We start from the raw sequence: 14,171 nt of genomic DNA, 5'->3' as shown, positions 1-14,171 counted from the left end.
AAAGCCGGGGGGCGCCCGTGTTCGCGGGTGTCTTCGGGGCTCGCCCCTGATTGTGTTTCCGGGGGTAGTACCGTGAATTCAAGAAGACCCCTGCCGCTGCGTCAAGAAAATGGCCGATAAGTGGTATGGCTATTTTTACTCTTATAAGTGCCTGATTTACGGCGTATCTCTAAGTTCTTGTTTATTGGAAAATTCGTCAAAAAAGTCACGGGCTAGAGCGATTGCTCGGAGTTACCAGCTCAGCCTGATACCGAGGTTGCCGGTCATTCCTCGCTGCTGATTACTGTCGATATTGCTGCTGTAGTCGGCATTGGCGTACACGCTGACGCTGGGGGCGAGGGTGAGGATGGCGCCGAGGCCAAGATCGGCCCACGAAGTCTTTTGCTCGGTGTCGATATCGGTGGTTCCGGCAAAAGTGACCGTGTCGATCCCGGAAAAGGTGTGCCACAGGTTGGCGCGCAGGTAGGGTTCCAGCGGCAGCCCGCTGACCTCGTAGCGACCTTTGAGGCGAGCGCCGAAGCGCCCGGTCAAGGCCGGATCGGAATCGAAGGACACCCGGGAAACACCGTCGTCCTGGCTGTCGAGATCAATCTGTTGGTGGATGATTTGCGCCTGGGGTTCGATGACCCAGTTGTTCGCCACCGCGAAGGGGTAACCGGCCTCCAGTGAAAGGGACAGTGCATGCCCGTCATTGTCGAGTTTCAGGCCCCGATCGGAATGACTGTCACCGTCAAGCCAGGTGTACATCGCGACGGCATCGACATAGGCGTTGCCTTGATCGGTGAGTGTCCAGTAAGCACCGAGGCTGTCGCCGCGAAGCTCGACCTTACCGGCGCGTTTGCCTTCGAAGCCCTGATTGAAACCGTCAACATCACCTTTCAAGCGGCTCTGACCGACGAAGAAACCCGTGCGCTGGGTTTGCCCGCCCGACAGTTGCGAATCAAACACATCGTTGCCGACCTGGAAACCGTTGAGCGAACCGTCGAGCCTGGGTGTCACGGTGCCGGCCCAGGTTTGCTCGTAGTTCTTGCCATAGACCCGGCCCCAGCCTGCACCGAACGTTCCGGTCTCGGTCAGCAGGCGTTGATCGCCCTGGCGATCGTGGAAGGTGCCGAGGGCGGTCAGGGTCAATTGCGCCGCTGCTGGCGGCAACACCGACCAGGTCGGGACTTCCGGGCGGTACAAAGGGATCGGCGCGGAACCGGGCGCGGGAACCGGAACCGGAACCGGAACCGGCGGACTTCCGGCAGCTGTCACCGGTGCTGCAACCGGTGTTGCTACCAGAGGCACCAGAATTGGCGGAAGCGTCGGATCAGGGTTGGGCACAGCCACCAGCGGCACCGCCACGGCGGCAGAGCGCAAGTACCAACTGTTTTCGCTGCCGGCCGTGACACCACCCTTGTACAGGACGTAATCAAAGGCACCGGCCGAGAGTGGAGCCTTAAGGCTGAAGGCGTCGCTGTTGCTGACCGCCGTGCCCTGGGCCTGAACCACCTCGATACCGTTTTGCAAGGTTTGTGCGCCGGTGCCACCCAGATTGCTGACGGTGATCACTGTGGTGCCGGTCAAGGTGCCGTTGTTGACCACCAGTTTATCGCTCGGCGAACCGTCATCGCCCAGCGCGCTTTGCACCCACAACTGTCCGCCATTGCCTGCGTAATTGCCTTGCACCGTCAACGTGTCGCTGGCACTGCCGCTGCTCAGGTCGATGATCCCGGCGTTATTGAGCGTGGCACGCTGGCCGGCGGTGAAGGGCGTGATACTGCCCTGGGTGGATGTCAGGACGCTGCTGCCATCGATGTTGAATACGCCGGTGCCGCTGGTGCTGTCACCGAGAACGAAATGACCGGCGAGATCTAACTGCGAACCGTTGTTCAGGTTGACCGTTTCCCAATTGACGTAGCGCCCGGCACCTGCGGTTGTGCTGTGATCGAAGGTCAGCACATCGATGCCGGTGCCGCCGTTGAGGCTGGGCGTCTGGGCCAGCGTGCTTTCCACGAGATTGCGCAGCGTTGCACTGTCATTGCCGTCCTCCAGCAAGACCTGCGAGCGGATGATGCCGCCGCCATCCCAGACAAAGGTGTCGTTGCCGGTGCTGGCGCGGATCTCGCCGACGATCTCGCCGCCGGTCAACGTGATGCTGTCGTTGCCGGCGCTGACGCTGATGTTGCCGCCAATCCTGCCACCGGAAACGATGATGGTGTCGGTGCCGAACCCGGTGAGCAGATTACCGAGGATTTGCCCGCCGGACATGTCGAACAGGTTGTTGTCGAGTTTCATGTCCACCCGGCCGATGGTGCCACCGGTCATTGTAGCGGTGTCGCCGTCTTCGAAGGCGCCGACGATCGTACCGCCGGTCATGCGGAAGAAGTCGCGATTGTCGCCCTGGGCCAAGGATCCGATGCTACCGCCACTCATGGTGAAGTTGTCGACGCCGATGCCCTGATTGATGGCCCCGGTGACCTGTCCGGCACTGATGTTGAACGAATCGGCGCCAGCCCCCTGATCGACGATGCCCACGATACGCCCGGAATCCATGTTGATCGTGTCAGTGCCGGCACCGAACGTCACGTTACCATTGATCGTTCCGGTGCCGTTGGCGGGGAGGTTGAGGGTGTTGTTGCCCGCCAGATCGCTCAGCGGCCCGCTGCTGGCGCTGTCGCAGGTGAAGGTGTCGTTGCCGGCGGTCGGGGTGAGGGTACAGGCCGCTTGGGAGGCAGGGGACCAGCCGACACATAGCCAGAGGGAAAATGCACAGGCGCTGTAGCGGTACTTGGGCAGATCTGTCGAAATTATCATGCTCGTCTCCGCGTTGGGGTGGTGACTGAGCAATGGCATCAGACACCCTCGGCAGCGCGGGTTGCGAGACAAATCGTGAAGGTAAACACCGGTAATCGAGAACCTTCGGAGCAACGACGGCCACTGTGAGTCGCATGTCCGTGCCATCAATGGCGCACGGACGTCAACAGCCTAGCAGCGGTATTTGGGTGCCGCTACTGTCATAAATAACAGGTACGCCGATCCTGATCTAAAAAATCCATCCTCACAGCCGCACTTCAACCGCCAGCGGTAGATGATCCGACAGATGCGTCCAAGGTTTACTACCGAGTATTTTCGGCTCATGGCTACTGGCATTGCGCAGATAAACGCGGTCCAGGCGCAGCAGCGGAAAACGTGCCGGGTAAGTTTTTGCAGGGCGACCGTGGTGGCGTTCGAAGGCTTCGTGCAGGTAGTCGTGACGGGCGAGGGCGGCGTTGCCTTGCAGCTGCCAGTCGTTGAAGTCACCGGCGATGATCACCGGTGCCTCGTCGGGCAGGGATTCGAGCAACTGGCAGAGCAATTGAAGCTGCAACTGGCGATGACTCTCCAGCAGGCTCAGATGCACGCAGATGGCATGGACCTCGGCGTGCCCCGGAACGTCCAGCACACAATGCAGCAGACCGCGTCGCTCGGGGCCAGTGATAGAAACGTCGAGGTTGCGGTACTCGCGAATCGGGTATTTCGATAGCAGCGCGTTACCGTGGTGGCCGTCGGGATAGACCGCATTGCGGCCATAGGCGAAATCACTCCACATGCTGTCGGCCAGGAACTCGTATTGCGAGGTTTGTGGCCAGTCGTTGTAGCGCGAGGAATGCCGATCGTGTTCGCCGACGACTTCCTGCAAAAACACCAGGTCCGCCGAGGTGCTGCGTACCGCTTCGCGCAGCTCCGGCAGGATGAAACGTCGGTTGAGCGCGGTGAATCCCTTGTGAGTATTGACGGTCAGCACACGCAGTCGATGGATGACCGGTGGTTTGTCCAACGGCACTGACTCGACCGTCTGCGGCTTGGAAGTACTGGTCACTTTCACTCCTCTGAATCAAGGCAAGCTTATGTATGCGACTGATCTCGGGGCGGGCAGTTCACAGCGATTCGTCGAAACGAGTATTTGTAGCAGCAGCCTAGCGGGTTGGGCAGCTGCTACAGGGTTCAGATGAGGACAATTTCATACGGCAAGCGCATCCGCTCCAGCAGCACCCGTGGCAGCAGCGGGGCGATGCCGATCGCCGGTTCACCGTCGAGCTGGCTGGCGTAGGCATGGGTGGCGTGGCTTTTGCGCGCGACGGTCCTGGTGTCCAGGCGAACCTTGCGGGCACGATGCCAGGGGATCGAATCCCTGTCGCGCGTCGGCCAGTGCCAGGCCCAGACCGGTACTTCGTTGAAGTCGGCACCGGCAATGGCGGCCGCGTTGGCACTGGCACGGCCGACGGCGTCATGATCGCGGGTACCGTCTTCGGACCAGGTGCTGAACACTACGTCGCCGGGCCGCAGGTAGCGGGCAATGAAACGGGTCAATTGCTGTTCATGCTCGGCCAGCGCGTTGTCGGTGAAGCCGCCGCGAATCCATTTCAGGCTGTGCATTGGCAACCCGAGCCGGCGCAGGGCTTCAACGCTTTCCTGGGAGCGAAACACGCTGAGGCGTTTCTCCGACCATTGCTGTGATCCCGGATGACTGGCACTGCCGTCGGTCACCGAAATCAATTGCAACGGATGGCCCATGGCGCTGAGCAATTGCAGGAGTCCGCCGCAGGTCACCACCTCATCGCCCGGATGCGGGGCGATCACCACGGCGCGTGCGCCGGGCGGGACCAGGAACTGTGTGTTGATAACCGGGATATTGTCCAGCTGTGGGGCGCTGTTCCAGATCTGTGCTGGCAGGCTGTGTTCACTGATGGAAACAGGTTTCATGGGTGACGTCCTTGTTTCGTTTCGTCTTCAGTCGTGCGCAATGCTTGCTGCAAGCAAGCCCGGCAGACCCGTGAGGACAGGTTGCTAACCCTTTGCGGCATTCCGAACCCTGGAGTGCCGCGCATCGAGTATTGCTCATGAAGCGCTATTCGTCGCCTCTGAGGTTGATCCGAAGTGTTTTTTTATCTGACAAGCCTGCGGCTCAGCTCATTCTTCTTCCTCTCGCTGCAATTCGAACAACAGCAGCGAACGGCCGGTGACCGAGTACTCGTGGCCAAACTCGAAGCGTTCCTGGCCGCGAATCGACGGCTGGTTAGTGTCGATCATGCAGGTCCAGAATCCGCCGTCAGGCACTTCCGGCAGCTGGAAGTTGACGATGTCGTGGTAGGCGTTGACCACCAGCAACAGGGTGGCGTCGGCGCCTTTGCGACGGATGCCGGTTTCCTGGGCACGACCGTCGAGTAGCATGCCGAGGCAGCGATTGTGTGCGTCATGCCAATGCTCGGTCGTCATCTCGCTGCCATCCGCTGCCAGCCAGGTGACGTCCTTGACGCCGATGTCCTCGTTGTAATTGCCCACCAGAAAACGCCCACGGCGCAGGATCGGATAGGCCAGGCGCAACTTGATCAGACGCTTGACGAACTTGAGCAGGGCCTTGCCGTCCTCGCTCAGGTCCCAATTGACCCAGCCGAGCTCGCTGTCCTGGCAATAGGCGTTGTTATTGCCGTCCTGGGTGCGGGCGAATTCATCGCCGGCCACCATCATCGGCGTGCCCTGGGCCAGCAACAGTGTGGCGAAGAAGTTACGCATTTGCCGATGACGCAGAGCATTGATCTCGGGGTCGTCAGTAGGGCCTTCGACACCGTGGTTCCATGACAGGTTGTTGTTGCTTCCGTCCTGATTGTTTTCGTCGTTGGCTTCGTTGTGCTTGTCGTTGTACGACACCAGATCGTTGAGCGTGAAACCGTCGTGGGCGGTGACGAAGTTCACCGAAGAATAAGGGCGCCGGCCGCGCTGGTTGAACATCTCGCCGGAACCGGTCATGCGGCTGGCGAAGTCGGCCAGTTGCCCGTCGTCGCCTTTCCAGAAGGCGCGCACGGTGTCGCGAAACTTGTCGTTCCATTCCACCCAGCCCGGTGGAAAGTTACCGACCTGATAGCCGCCAGGGCCGCAGTCCCATGCCTCGGCAATCAGCTTGACCTGGCGCAGCACCGGGTCCTGGCGACAGGCCACGAGGAAGCTGTGTCGTTCGTCGAAGCCGTCGTGATAGCGCCCGAGAATGGTCGCGAGGTCGAAGCGGAAACCGTCGACGTGCATTTCCGAAGCCCAGTAACGCAGGGAGTCGGTGACCATTTGCAGCACGCACGGGTGGCTCAGGTCGAGGGTATTGCCAGTGCCGGAATCGTTGATGTAGAAGCGCTTGTCGTCGGGCATCAAGCGGTAATAAGAGGCGTTGTCGATGCCGCGCATGGACAGGGTCGGGCCTTGTTCATTGCCCTCGGCGGTGTGGTTGTAGACCACGTCGAGAATCACTTCCAGATTGGCTTCGTGCAGGTGCGCGACCATTTCCTTGAATTCGGCGATCTTGCCGCTGGCCAGGTAGCGCGGGTCGGGGGCGAAGAAGGCGATGCTGTTGTAGCCCCAGTAATTGGTCATGCCCTTGTGCAGCAAATGCTGGTCATTGACGAAGGCATGGATCGGCAACAACTCGACGGTGGACACGCCGAGTTTGCGGATATGTTCGAGCACATCATCGACCATCAACCCGGCGAAGGTGCCGCGCACATTCTCGGGGACGCAAGGGTGACGCATGCTGATGCCGCGCACGTGGGTCTCATAAATGATTGTTTTGTCCCACGGCACGCTGACGCGATGGTCGTGGCCCCACGTGTGCGCCGGGTCAATGACCTTGCACTTGGGCACGAACGGTGCGCTGTCGCGTTCATCGAAACTGAGGTCGGCGTCAGGGTGGCCGATGGTGTAGCCGAACAGCGCCTCGGACCATTTCAGTTTGCCGACCAGTTGTTTGGCATAGGGGTCGATCAGCAGTTTGTTGTGATTGAAGCGATGTCCGTTGGCCGGGTCGTACGGACCGTAGACGCGGTAGCCGTAGATCAGCCCCGGATGGGCGTCGGGCAAGTAGCCGTGGTAGATCTCGTCGGTGTACTCCGGCAGTTCGATGCGTTCGATTTCCACTTCGCCGGCGTCGTCGAAAATGCACAGTTCGACCTTGGTGGCGTTGGCGGAAAACAAGGCGAAATTGACCCCCAGACCATCCCAGGTCGCACCCAGCGGAAAGGGCAGGCCTTCACGGATGCGCGAGGGCTCGGTTTGAGGCGCTGGCGTGTCTTTCTTTGGACGGGTCATAAGTGCTCCTGCAATTTTTACCGGGCGAACGCGCCCTCGGTGGCGAGAGAACTCGCCACGCAGTCAATCAGTACAACGCTTGAAAAAGTCAGACCGCCGGCGGTTTCCGCGCTGCGCGAGGCTTTTTCACAGATTTTTCCCCGGGAGGAATAACGGCAGAGGCCGCAGCCGGTTTGGTTTTGGCTTTTGGCGCGGCGACTTTGTTGTCGCTCGCCTTGCCATTGAGGGTTTTGCCGGCGGCGGGTTTGCTTGCAGCGGCTTTAGCCGGTTTTTTCGGCGCCAGGGCTTCGGCTTCGGCCAGCTTGCGCGCCATCTCCCAGTGCCGGGCTTCCTGGCCTTCGGGCTTACCTTCCGACTCCCAGATCTGATAGGCAAACTCGCGGATGCGTTTATCGTCGGTACTCATCGCAATGCTCCTGAACTGAACTCAAGTGTGGGTAGTTTGGATAATGAGATTGACCGGGAAGTCCCCCAGCGCGTCGCTGATCATCAGCTCCTTGTGTTGTGTGACTGCGACGCTGGAAAAAAGTCCCTTCAGATTTTCCTCTGCTTCGGCGAACGGCCATTTGATCCGGGTGTCGCCCCACAGCGGCGCGTTGACGTGAGGGGCGGCACTGTTTTTCAGCAGTTCGGCACAGCGTATCGGCACGATGACGATGGCCCGTTGACCCTCCCATTCGCGGACAAAACCCAGCACTCGACCGGCCTCGCTGCCCACCACTTCCAGGGCCTGGTAAGTGCCGCACCGAAACAGCTCGGCGTGCCCGGCACGCAGGTTCAAGGCCTGCGCGATCAAGGTTTGCTTGATGCGCCCGTCGCGCCAGTTGGCCAACAGCCCAGGCAGGTCGACCGCGTGCTGCAGCGCTTGCTCGCGGCTGGCGTAATCCACCGGCCGGCGGTTGTCCGGATCGACCAGGGAAAAGTCCCAGAAGTCGTTGCCCTGATAGAGGTCCGGCACCCCCGGCACGGTCATGCGCAGCAAGGTTTGCGCCAATCCGTTGAGTGCGCCGGGAACGGCAAGGGCTTGCGCGGCTTTGCCCAGGGCCGAGCGCAACAGTTCGCCTTCCGGTGTCAGCAGCAGGCCATGGACGAAGGCCTGGGTCGCTTGTTCGTAGGTATCGTTGGGCGCACTCCAGCTGCTCTGCAGTTTGGCTTCGCGCAGGGCTTTTTGTTGCCACTGCCACAGGCGTTCGGCGTAGACCTTCAAGGCCGGGAGATCGTCGCTGCGCAGGTCGAGCGGCCAACTGCCGAGAATGGCTTGATACAGGATTAATTCGTCCGCCGCCGACGGCAGTTGGTCATCGTTGCGCAGGGGGCGGGCGAGGGCGCGCCACAAGCCGATCTGGTCGGCATACCAGGCACTGCGTTCACTCAGCACCGCCAGACGCGCGCGGCTGTCTTCGCCGCGTTTGTGATCGTGGGTGGCGGTGGCCAGCAAATTGTCGGGAAACGTTTCCAGGCGCTGGATGCACGCCTGATGGAAGTCCGCGATCGGCGCGCTGAATTGTTCAGTGCTGAACCCGACATCGTTGCGCGACAGCAACACGGTCGAGCGATAGAACGCCGTGTCTTCCACCGCTTTCGCCGCCGCCGGTGAAGTGAGCTGTTGAAAGCGCACGCAGGCATGCTTGAGACGCTTGCGTGCGCGACCCGCCGGGCGTTTGCGCCAGGGTTCGCCGCCCAGCCAACCGGCCAGGCAATCGAGCACCGGCCAGTCGGCTTCGCCAAGGGTTTGCCGGGCACCGTCCATGGCCTGCTGGAAAAATGCGTTGTCCTGGTCCGAGCGTCCGAGCGGACTGATGTAGGTGCGGTACACCGGGAAGTGCACGATCAACGCCTGCAATGCACGCCGGATCGCGCCGAGGGTCAGGTCGCGGGTCATCAGATCGTCCCGGGCCACTTGCAACAAGGCTTGGGCGACACTTTCGAAATCCCCGGCCAGCGAACCGTTGAGGATCTGCTGACGGGCCAGTTGTGCTTCCTCGCGGAAATCGGCCGGTCGTGCGCTGTGCCGATGCCAGAGTTCACCCAAGGTTTGTTCACCTTGGGGATCGTGTTGCAGCAGGGACAACTGGTTCATGAATTCATAGCCGGTGGTGCCATCCACCGACCAGTCGCGGTGCAGGGTTTCGCCTTCGCCAATGATCTTCTCGACATAAATCGGCAGGTGTCGCCCCGGCGTCAGGCTGTCGACCCGTCGCCGCAGTTTGCGGCAATAACCCCGAGGGTCGGCGAGACCGTCGATGTGATCGATACGCAGACCGTCGATCAAACCGTCCGCCACCAATTGGAAGATTTTCGCGTGGGTCGCTTCGAACACGGCCGGACGTTCGACGCGCAAACCGCCGAGTTCGTTGATATCGAAAAAGCGCCGCCAATTGATGTCATCCGCAGCCGTGCGCCAACTGGCGAGGCGGTAGCTCTGGCGTTCCAGGAGGTTGTGCAGGCGCTGGAAGCCGTCGACAATCAGTGAGTCGTAGGCCTTGAGGTTGTGTTCGATGGCTTGAAGCATGAGCGGATCACTGACCAACTCGCGCAACTCGTCCTTCAACGGCTTGGCCAGACTGTGAGCGTCCATCTGATAGCTCAAGGTGCTGAAGCGGTCGGCCAGTGATTTGAGTGGTTCGTTGTCGGACTTGAGCAGTTCGCCGTAGTCCGCAGGACGGATCGGGAAGTGATGCTCGTAGTGCTCGACATGAAACGTACCCTGTTGCGCATCGAAGCACAGCGGCAGGGTGCCGTCCTGCAAGGCAACGCCGTAGTCGCTGCCCAGGAATGGCAGCAGCAACTGGCCTTCCATCAACGGATCGGAGGAATGCCACTGAATGTCGTAGAACTCGCCATAGGGGCTCAGCCGCCCCCATTCCAGCAGGTCCAGCCACCAGGGATTGTCGCCACCACCGACCGCCATGTGGTTGGAGACAATATCGAGGATCAGCCCCATGTTCTGCGTGCGCAATGCCGCCACCAGGCGGCGCAACGCCGCTTCGCCACCCAGTTCCGGGTTGACCGTGGTCGGGTCCACCACGTCGTAGCCATGCATGGACCCGGCGCGGGCGCTCAGCAGCGGCGAAGCGTACACATGGCTGATGCCGAGGCGGGCGAAGTACGGCACCAGCGGCACCGCATCGTCGAGGGTGAAACCTTTATGAAATTGCAGTCGCAGGGTCGCCCGCAGCGGCTGCACGGATGCATGAATCATTGGTCACGCTCGGCCGCCTGAAGTCGCGCGCAGGCGAGCAGTTCCAGGCGTCGAGCGGCGTCCGGGTCATCGAGCAGGGCTTCGCTGTACCCTGGCAAGCGTCGCGACCAGTTCGGATGAGTGTCGATGGTGCCCGGCAGGTTGGCCTGTTGTTCGATGCCCAGCGCATCTTCCAGCGGCAGTAACACCAACGGTGCGCGGGTGTGACCGAGGAAACGCACGCTGGCGTCGAGCACCTGATCGGTTTCGTGGGACTCTTCGCGAAAGTTCTGCGGGTCCTGGCTCAACGCCCGGCGCAGACCTTCGCGCTCGCGTTCGCGATGCTGGCGCCACTCGATTTCACCGCTGGCATCGACCATGCCCAGGCGCGCATTCCAGTCGATATCACGGCCATGCCACCAGCCATTGAGCGTCGGCAAATCGTGGGTACTGGTGGTCGCCAGAGCGTTGTCTGGCCAGTCGAGAATCGGTTTGAAGCGGGTGTTGTCCTGTTCGAACAGCAGCACCCGCATGCCCAGCATGGAGCGGGCGATGAGTTTTTCCCGCAGGCCGTCAGGCACGGTGCCGAGGTCTTCGCCGAGGACGATGGCCTGGTGGCGATGGGATTCCAGCGTCAACAGGCGCAGCAGGTCGTCCACCGGGTAATAGAGATAGGCGCCGTCGGTGGGCGGCGCGCCGTTGGGAATCACCCACAGGCGTTGCAGACCCATGACGTGGTCGATGCGCAGGCCGCCGGCATGGGCGAAATTGGCGCGGAGCATTTCGATGAACGCGCGAAAACCGTTGCGCATCAGACCTTCGGGAGAAAACGCGGAAATCCCCCAGCCTTGACCCGTGCGGTTGAGAATGTCTGGCGGTGCACCGACGGTGAGTGCAGCGAGCAACTCATCCTGGCGACTCCAGGCCTGGCTGCCACCGCCATCAGCACCGACGGCCAGATCGGCAATCAGGCCAATGCTCATGCCGCTGCTGCGCGCCGCGGCTTGTGCACGCTCCAGGCAGCGGCTGATCAGCCACTGGCAGAACACGAAGTAACCGATCCGTCCGGCATTCTCCTCGGCGAATTCGGCCAGTGCAGCGCTGCGCGGGTTGCGCCATTGCTCGGGCCATTGCCGCCAGTCGAGGCTTTCACCGTTTGCCGCGCGCGCCTCTTGAATCGCTTCGAAGCGGCAGTGATTTTCAAGGGCTTCTCCGCCGGCGTGACGGAAGCTGCTGAAGTCGCGATGCAACGGATGTTCGCCCTGCACAAAGCCTTCGTACAGTGCTTGCAACAACCGATGCTTGGCTTCGGCGGCGGCGGGCCAGTCGATCAATGGCAGCTCTTCAAGATGCTTGAATTCGATCGCCAGTCCGGTGGCATCGATGGCGGTACGCAGCGCGCGCTCGCCGAGAATCGCCCCCGGTGCGCAATACAGGCTGTTGAGGAACAGACGGCTGGACGGCGAATAGGGACTATAGCGCTGGGTGTCGCTGGCAAACATCGCGTGCAGTGGGCTGATCGCCAGCGCTTCGGCGCCGCGTTCACCCGCCACCCGCGCCAGATCCTCCAGGGCCTGGGTGTCGCCGAATCCGCCATCACCGGCGCGGCGCAAGGCGTACAACTGCACGCTCAGGCCCCAGGTGCGCGGAATCGGGCTGTCCACGGCATCGCCGACGCTGTAGCAGCGCTCCGGGGCCACCGCCAGGGTGAAGGTTTGTCCGTCGATGCTGACGTGCTGATAACCGACCGGAATCAACCCCGGCAACACCGCCTCGCTGTCGAGCTTGAGGTTGAGCCGCGAACCGTCCTCAAGGTGAATCTCGCAAGGGGTCTGCGGCTCAAAGTAATGACCCAGATTGAGACCGACGCCGAAGTCCGCGGTGAGCAATGGCGGCAGGTGTCGGGTCTGCTGCACTTGCTGCAATTCAAGCAGGCTGGCATCGATTTCCTGTGCGCTGCCGGCCGGATGACCGAGGCCGGTGAGGACGTTGCGCAGCACCGAGGGTGCGACTTTTTGCGGGCGACCATTGGCGTCGATCCAGTCGACCGCTAGGCCCGCACGGCTGGCGAGGATTTCCAGTTGCGCATCGCTCATTGGCGCTCTCCATCGAGGGGTAGCAAGGGTTTTGAGGCAGTGAGGCTGACAAGCGCGCAATACGGGGGCAGCGTGCCTTGATCCAGGCGCGCGGCGCAATGTGGCGGGTGTTCGAACAGCAGCGAAGCACCGGCCAGCAGAGCATGGGGCACCGCTGTGGCGCTGAGGTTCAAGTCAATGCGCAGGTGACTGCCATCACCCAGTCGCCAGGTCGCGCTTACCGCACCGGTGCCGAGCACGTCGGCATCCAGCGCCTGGGTGCCGGGCAGGCGCGGGATGATCTGCCGATGGCGGATCTGCAACAGTTGCCGATAAACGTCGTTCACGGCGCCGTTGCCGGATGTCATGAGTGTGGGCCGGGATGCTTCGAAAGTCTGTGGCGCATTCGGGTCGGGAATCTGCTCGCGCTGATGCGGATCAGTAAACGCGCTGAACGCTGCAAACTCGTTACGCCGTCCTTCGCGCACCAATTTCGCCAGTTCACCGTGGTGACTGGTGAAAAACAGGAACGGTTGCTCGACGGCAAACTCGTCGCCCATGAACATCAACGGGATCATCGGCGACAGCAGCAACAGCGCGGTGGCGGCTTTCAATGCATCGGGATGGGCCAGTTGATGCAGGCGCTCGCCAAAGGCGCGGTTGCCGATCTGATCGTGATTCTGCAAAAACAGAATGAAAGCGCTCGGTGGCAAGTGCCCGCTGGGCTGGCCGCGAGGTTTGCCGTGGCGGTTGATGTGGCCTTGAAACACGAAACCCTGGCTCAGGCAGCGTGCCAGTTGTTCGGTGGGGTTTTGCGCGTAATCGGCGTAGTAGGCGTCGGTTTCGCCGGTCAGCAGCACATGCAGTGCGTTGTGCCCGTCATCGTTCCACTGGGCATCGAAACCCTGTTGCAGCAGGCTGGCCTGATTGTGTTCGTTTTCCACCATCAGCCAGACGTGGCGCAGCGGATCGGTCTGATTACGTACGCGTTGCGCCAACTCTTGAAGGAAGTCCGGGTCTTCGATCGCGTGCACGGCGTCCAGCCGCAAACCGTCGAAACGGTATTCCAGCAACCACATCAACGCGTTTTCGATGAAGAAGTCGCGCACCTCGCGACGCCGGAAGTCGATGGCGGCACCCCAGGGCGTGTGCTTGTCTTCGCGGAAGAAACCCTCGGCGTAGCGATGCAGGTAGTTGCCGTCCGGCCCGAAGTGGTTGTAGACCACGTCGAGGATCACCGCGAGACCACAACCATGGGCCGTGTCGATCAGATGCTTGAGCTGTTCGGGTGAGCCATAGGACGCCTGGGGCGCGAAGGGCAGCACCCCGTCGTAGCCCCAATTGCGCTCGCCGGGGAACTGCGCCACGGGCATCAGTTCGATCGCGGTGACACCCAGTTCAACGAGGCGCGCCAGATGCTGCTCGACAGCTTGAAAGCCGCCGAGCGCACCGACATGCAACTCGTAAATCACCGCTTCGTTCCACGGTCGCCCCAGCCAGGTGCTGTGTTGCCACGGGTAGGCGAGTGGATCGACCACCAGGCTGGGCTGGTCGATGCCCCCGGCCTGTGCACGCGAGGCCGGGTCCGGCACGTCCAACTCACCGTCGATGTTGTAGCGATATCGCGTACCTGCCGGGCAGCGGGTATTGATCACGAACCAGCCGTCAGCCTGAGGCAACAACGGCAAGGATTGTCCATTTTCCAATTCGACACTGACATAAAACGCATCTGGCGCCCACAACGCAAATTGCGTTTGTTCCGCGTCCAGTTTGATTGCGCCGTGGGGCCAGGTCTCAAGGGTCCGTAACGGCATCTTGTA

General features: G+C 61.4%; 8 protein-coding genes. All 8 read right to left on the bottom strand.

Annotated elements, in window-relative coordinates:
• Nucleotides 1–231 precede the first annotated feature (231 nt).
• Nucleotides 232–2,799, bottom strand: a complete 2,568-nt coding sequence (locus tag ACNYC6_RS01310; RefSeq protein ID WP_419710719.1) for an autotransporter outer membrane beta-barrel domain-containing protein — start codon at nucleotides 2,797–2,799, stop codon at nucleotides 232–234.
• 244 nt (nucleotides 2,800–3,043) lie between these two features.
• Complete coding sequence (locus tag ACNYC6_RS01305) at nucleotides 3,044–3,844, bottom strand: endonuclease/exonuclease/phosphatase family protein (RefSeq protein WP_419710718.1); 801 nt, start codon at nucleotides 3,842–3,844, stop codon at nucleotides 3,044–3,046.
• Between the two features lie 125 nt (nucleotides 3,845–3,969).
• Nucleotides 3,970–4,728 carry a PIG-L deacetylase family protein gene (locus ACNYC6_RS01300; RefSeq protein WP_419710717.1) on the bottom strand — a complete coding sequence of 253 codons (759 nt, stop codon included), beginning with the start codon at nucleotides 4,726–4,728 and terminating at the stop codon, nucleotides 3,970–3,972.
• A gap of 207 nt (nucleotides 4,729–4,935) precedes the next feature.
• Nucleotides 4,936–7,095, bottom strand: a complete 2,160-nt coding sequence (gene glgX, locus ACNYC6_RS01295) for a glycogen debranching protein GlgX (RefSeq protein WP_419710716.1) — start codon at nucleotides 7,093–7,095, stop codon at nucleotides 4,936–4,938.
• An 88-nt stretch (nucleotides 7,096–7,183) separates the two neighbouring features.
• Nucleotides 7,184–7,501, bottom strand: coding sequence for a DUF2934 domain-containing protein (locus ACNYC6_RS01290; protein ID WP_419710715.1), 318 nt, complete (start codon nucleotides 7,499–7,501; stop codon nucleotides 7,184–7,186).
• Between the two features lie 21 nt (nucleotides 7,502–7,522).
• The gene (locus ACNYC6_RS01285) at nucleotides 7,523–10,297 is read right to left on the bottom strand and encodes a malto-oligosyltrehalose synthase (RefSeq protein ID WP_419710714.1); all 2,775 of its coding nucleotides are present in this window, start codon (nucleotides 10,295–10,297) and stop codon (nucleotides 7,523–7,525) included.
• On the bottom strand, nucleotides 10,294–12,372 hold the full coding sequence (gene malQ / locus ACNYC6_RS01280; RefSeq protein ID WP_419710713.1) for a 4-alpha-glucanotransferase: 2,079 nt from the start codon (nucleotides 12,370–12,372) through the stop codon (nucleotides 10,294–10,296). The genes ACNYC6_RS01285 and malQ overlap by 4 nt, the downstream gene beginning before the upstream one ends.
• Nucleotides 12,369–14,165 (bottom strand): malto-oligosyltrehalose trehalohydrolase, encoded by a 1,797-nt coding sequence (treZ, locus tag ACNYC6_RS01275; RefSeq protein WP_419710712.1) that lies wholly within the window; start codon nucleotides 14,163–14,165, stop codon nucleotides 12,369–12,371. The genes malQ and treZ overlap by 4 nt, the downstream gene beginning before the upstream one ends.
• Nucleotides 14,166–14,171: the final 6 nt, after the last annotated feature.

Origin of the sequence: Pseudomonas sp. NFX224, assembly GCF_048565165.1 — a bacterium.
Classification (GTDB): Bacteria; Pseudomonadota; Gammaproteobacteria; order Pseudomonadales; family Pseudomonadaceae; genus Aquipseudomonas.
Note: the sequence above shows the minus strand (reverse complement) of the source record. Positions and strands in the feature narration are given on the sequence as shown.

Excerpts from the sequence above, each read along its gene's own strand:
- ACNYC6_RS01290 (WP_419710715.1), bottom strand. The coding sequence starts at position 7,501 with ATGAGTACCGACGATAAACGCATCCGCGAGTTTGCCTATCAGATCTGG.
- ACNYC6_RS01300 (WP_419710717.1), bottom strand. The coding sequence starts at position 4,728 with ATGAAACCTGTTTCCATCAGTGAACACAGCCTGCCAGCACAGATCTGG.
- ACNYC6_RS01310 (WP_419710719.1), bottom strand. The coding sequence starts at position 2,799 with ATGATAATTTCGACAGATCTGCCCAAGTACCGCTACAGCGCCTGTGCA.
- treZ (WP_419710712.1), bottom strand. The coding sequence starts at position 14,165 with ATGCCGTTACGGACCCTTGAGACCTGGCCCCACGGCGCAATCAAACTG.
- malQ (WP_419710713.1), bottom strand. The coding sequence starts at position 12,372 with ATGAGCGATGCGCAACTGGAAATCCTCGCCAGCCGTGCGGGCCTAGCG.
- ACNYC6_RS01285 (WP_419710714.1), bottom strand. The coding sequence starts at position 10,297 with ATGATTCATGCATCCGTGCAGCCGCTGCGGGCGACCCTGCGACTGCAA.
- glgX (WP_419710716.1), bottom strand. The coding sequence starts at position 7,095 with ATGACCCGTCCAAAGAAAGACACGCCAGCGCCTCAAACCGAGCCCTCG.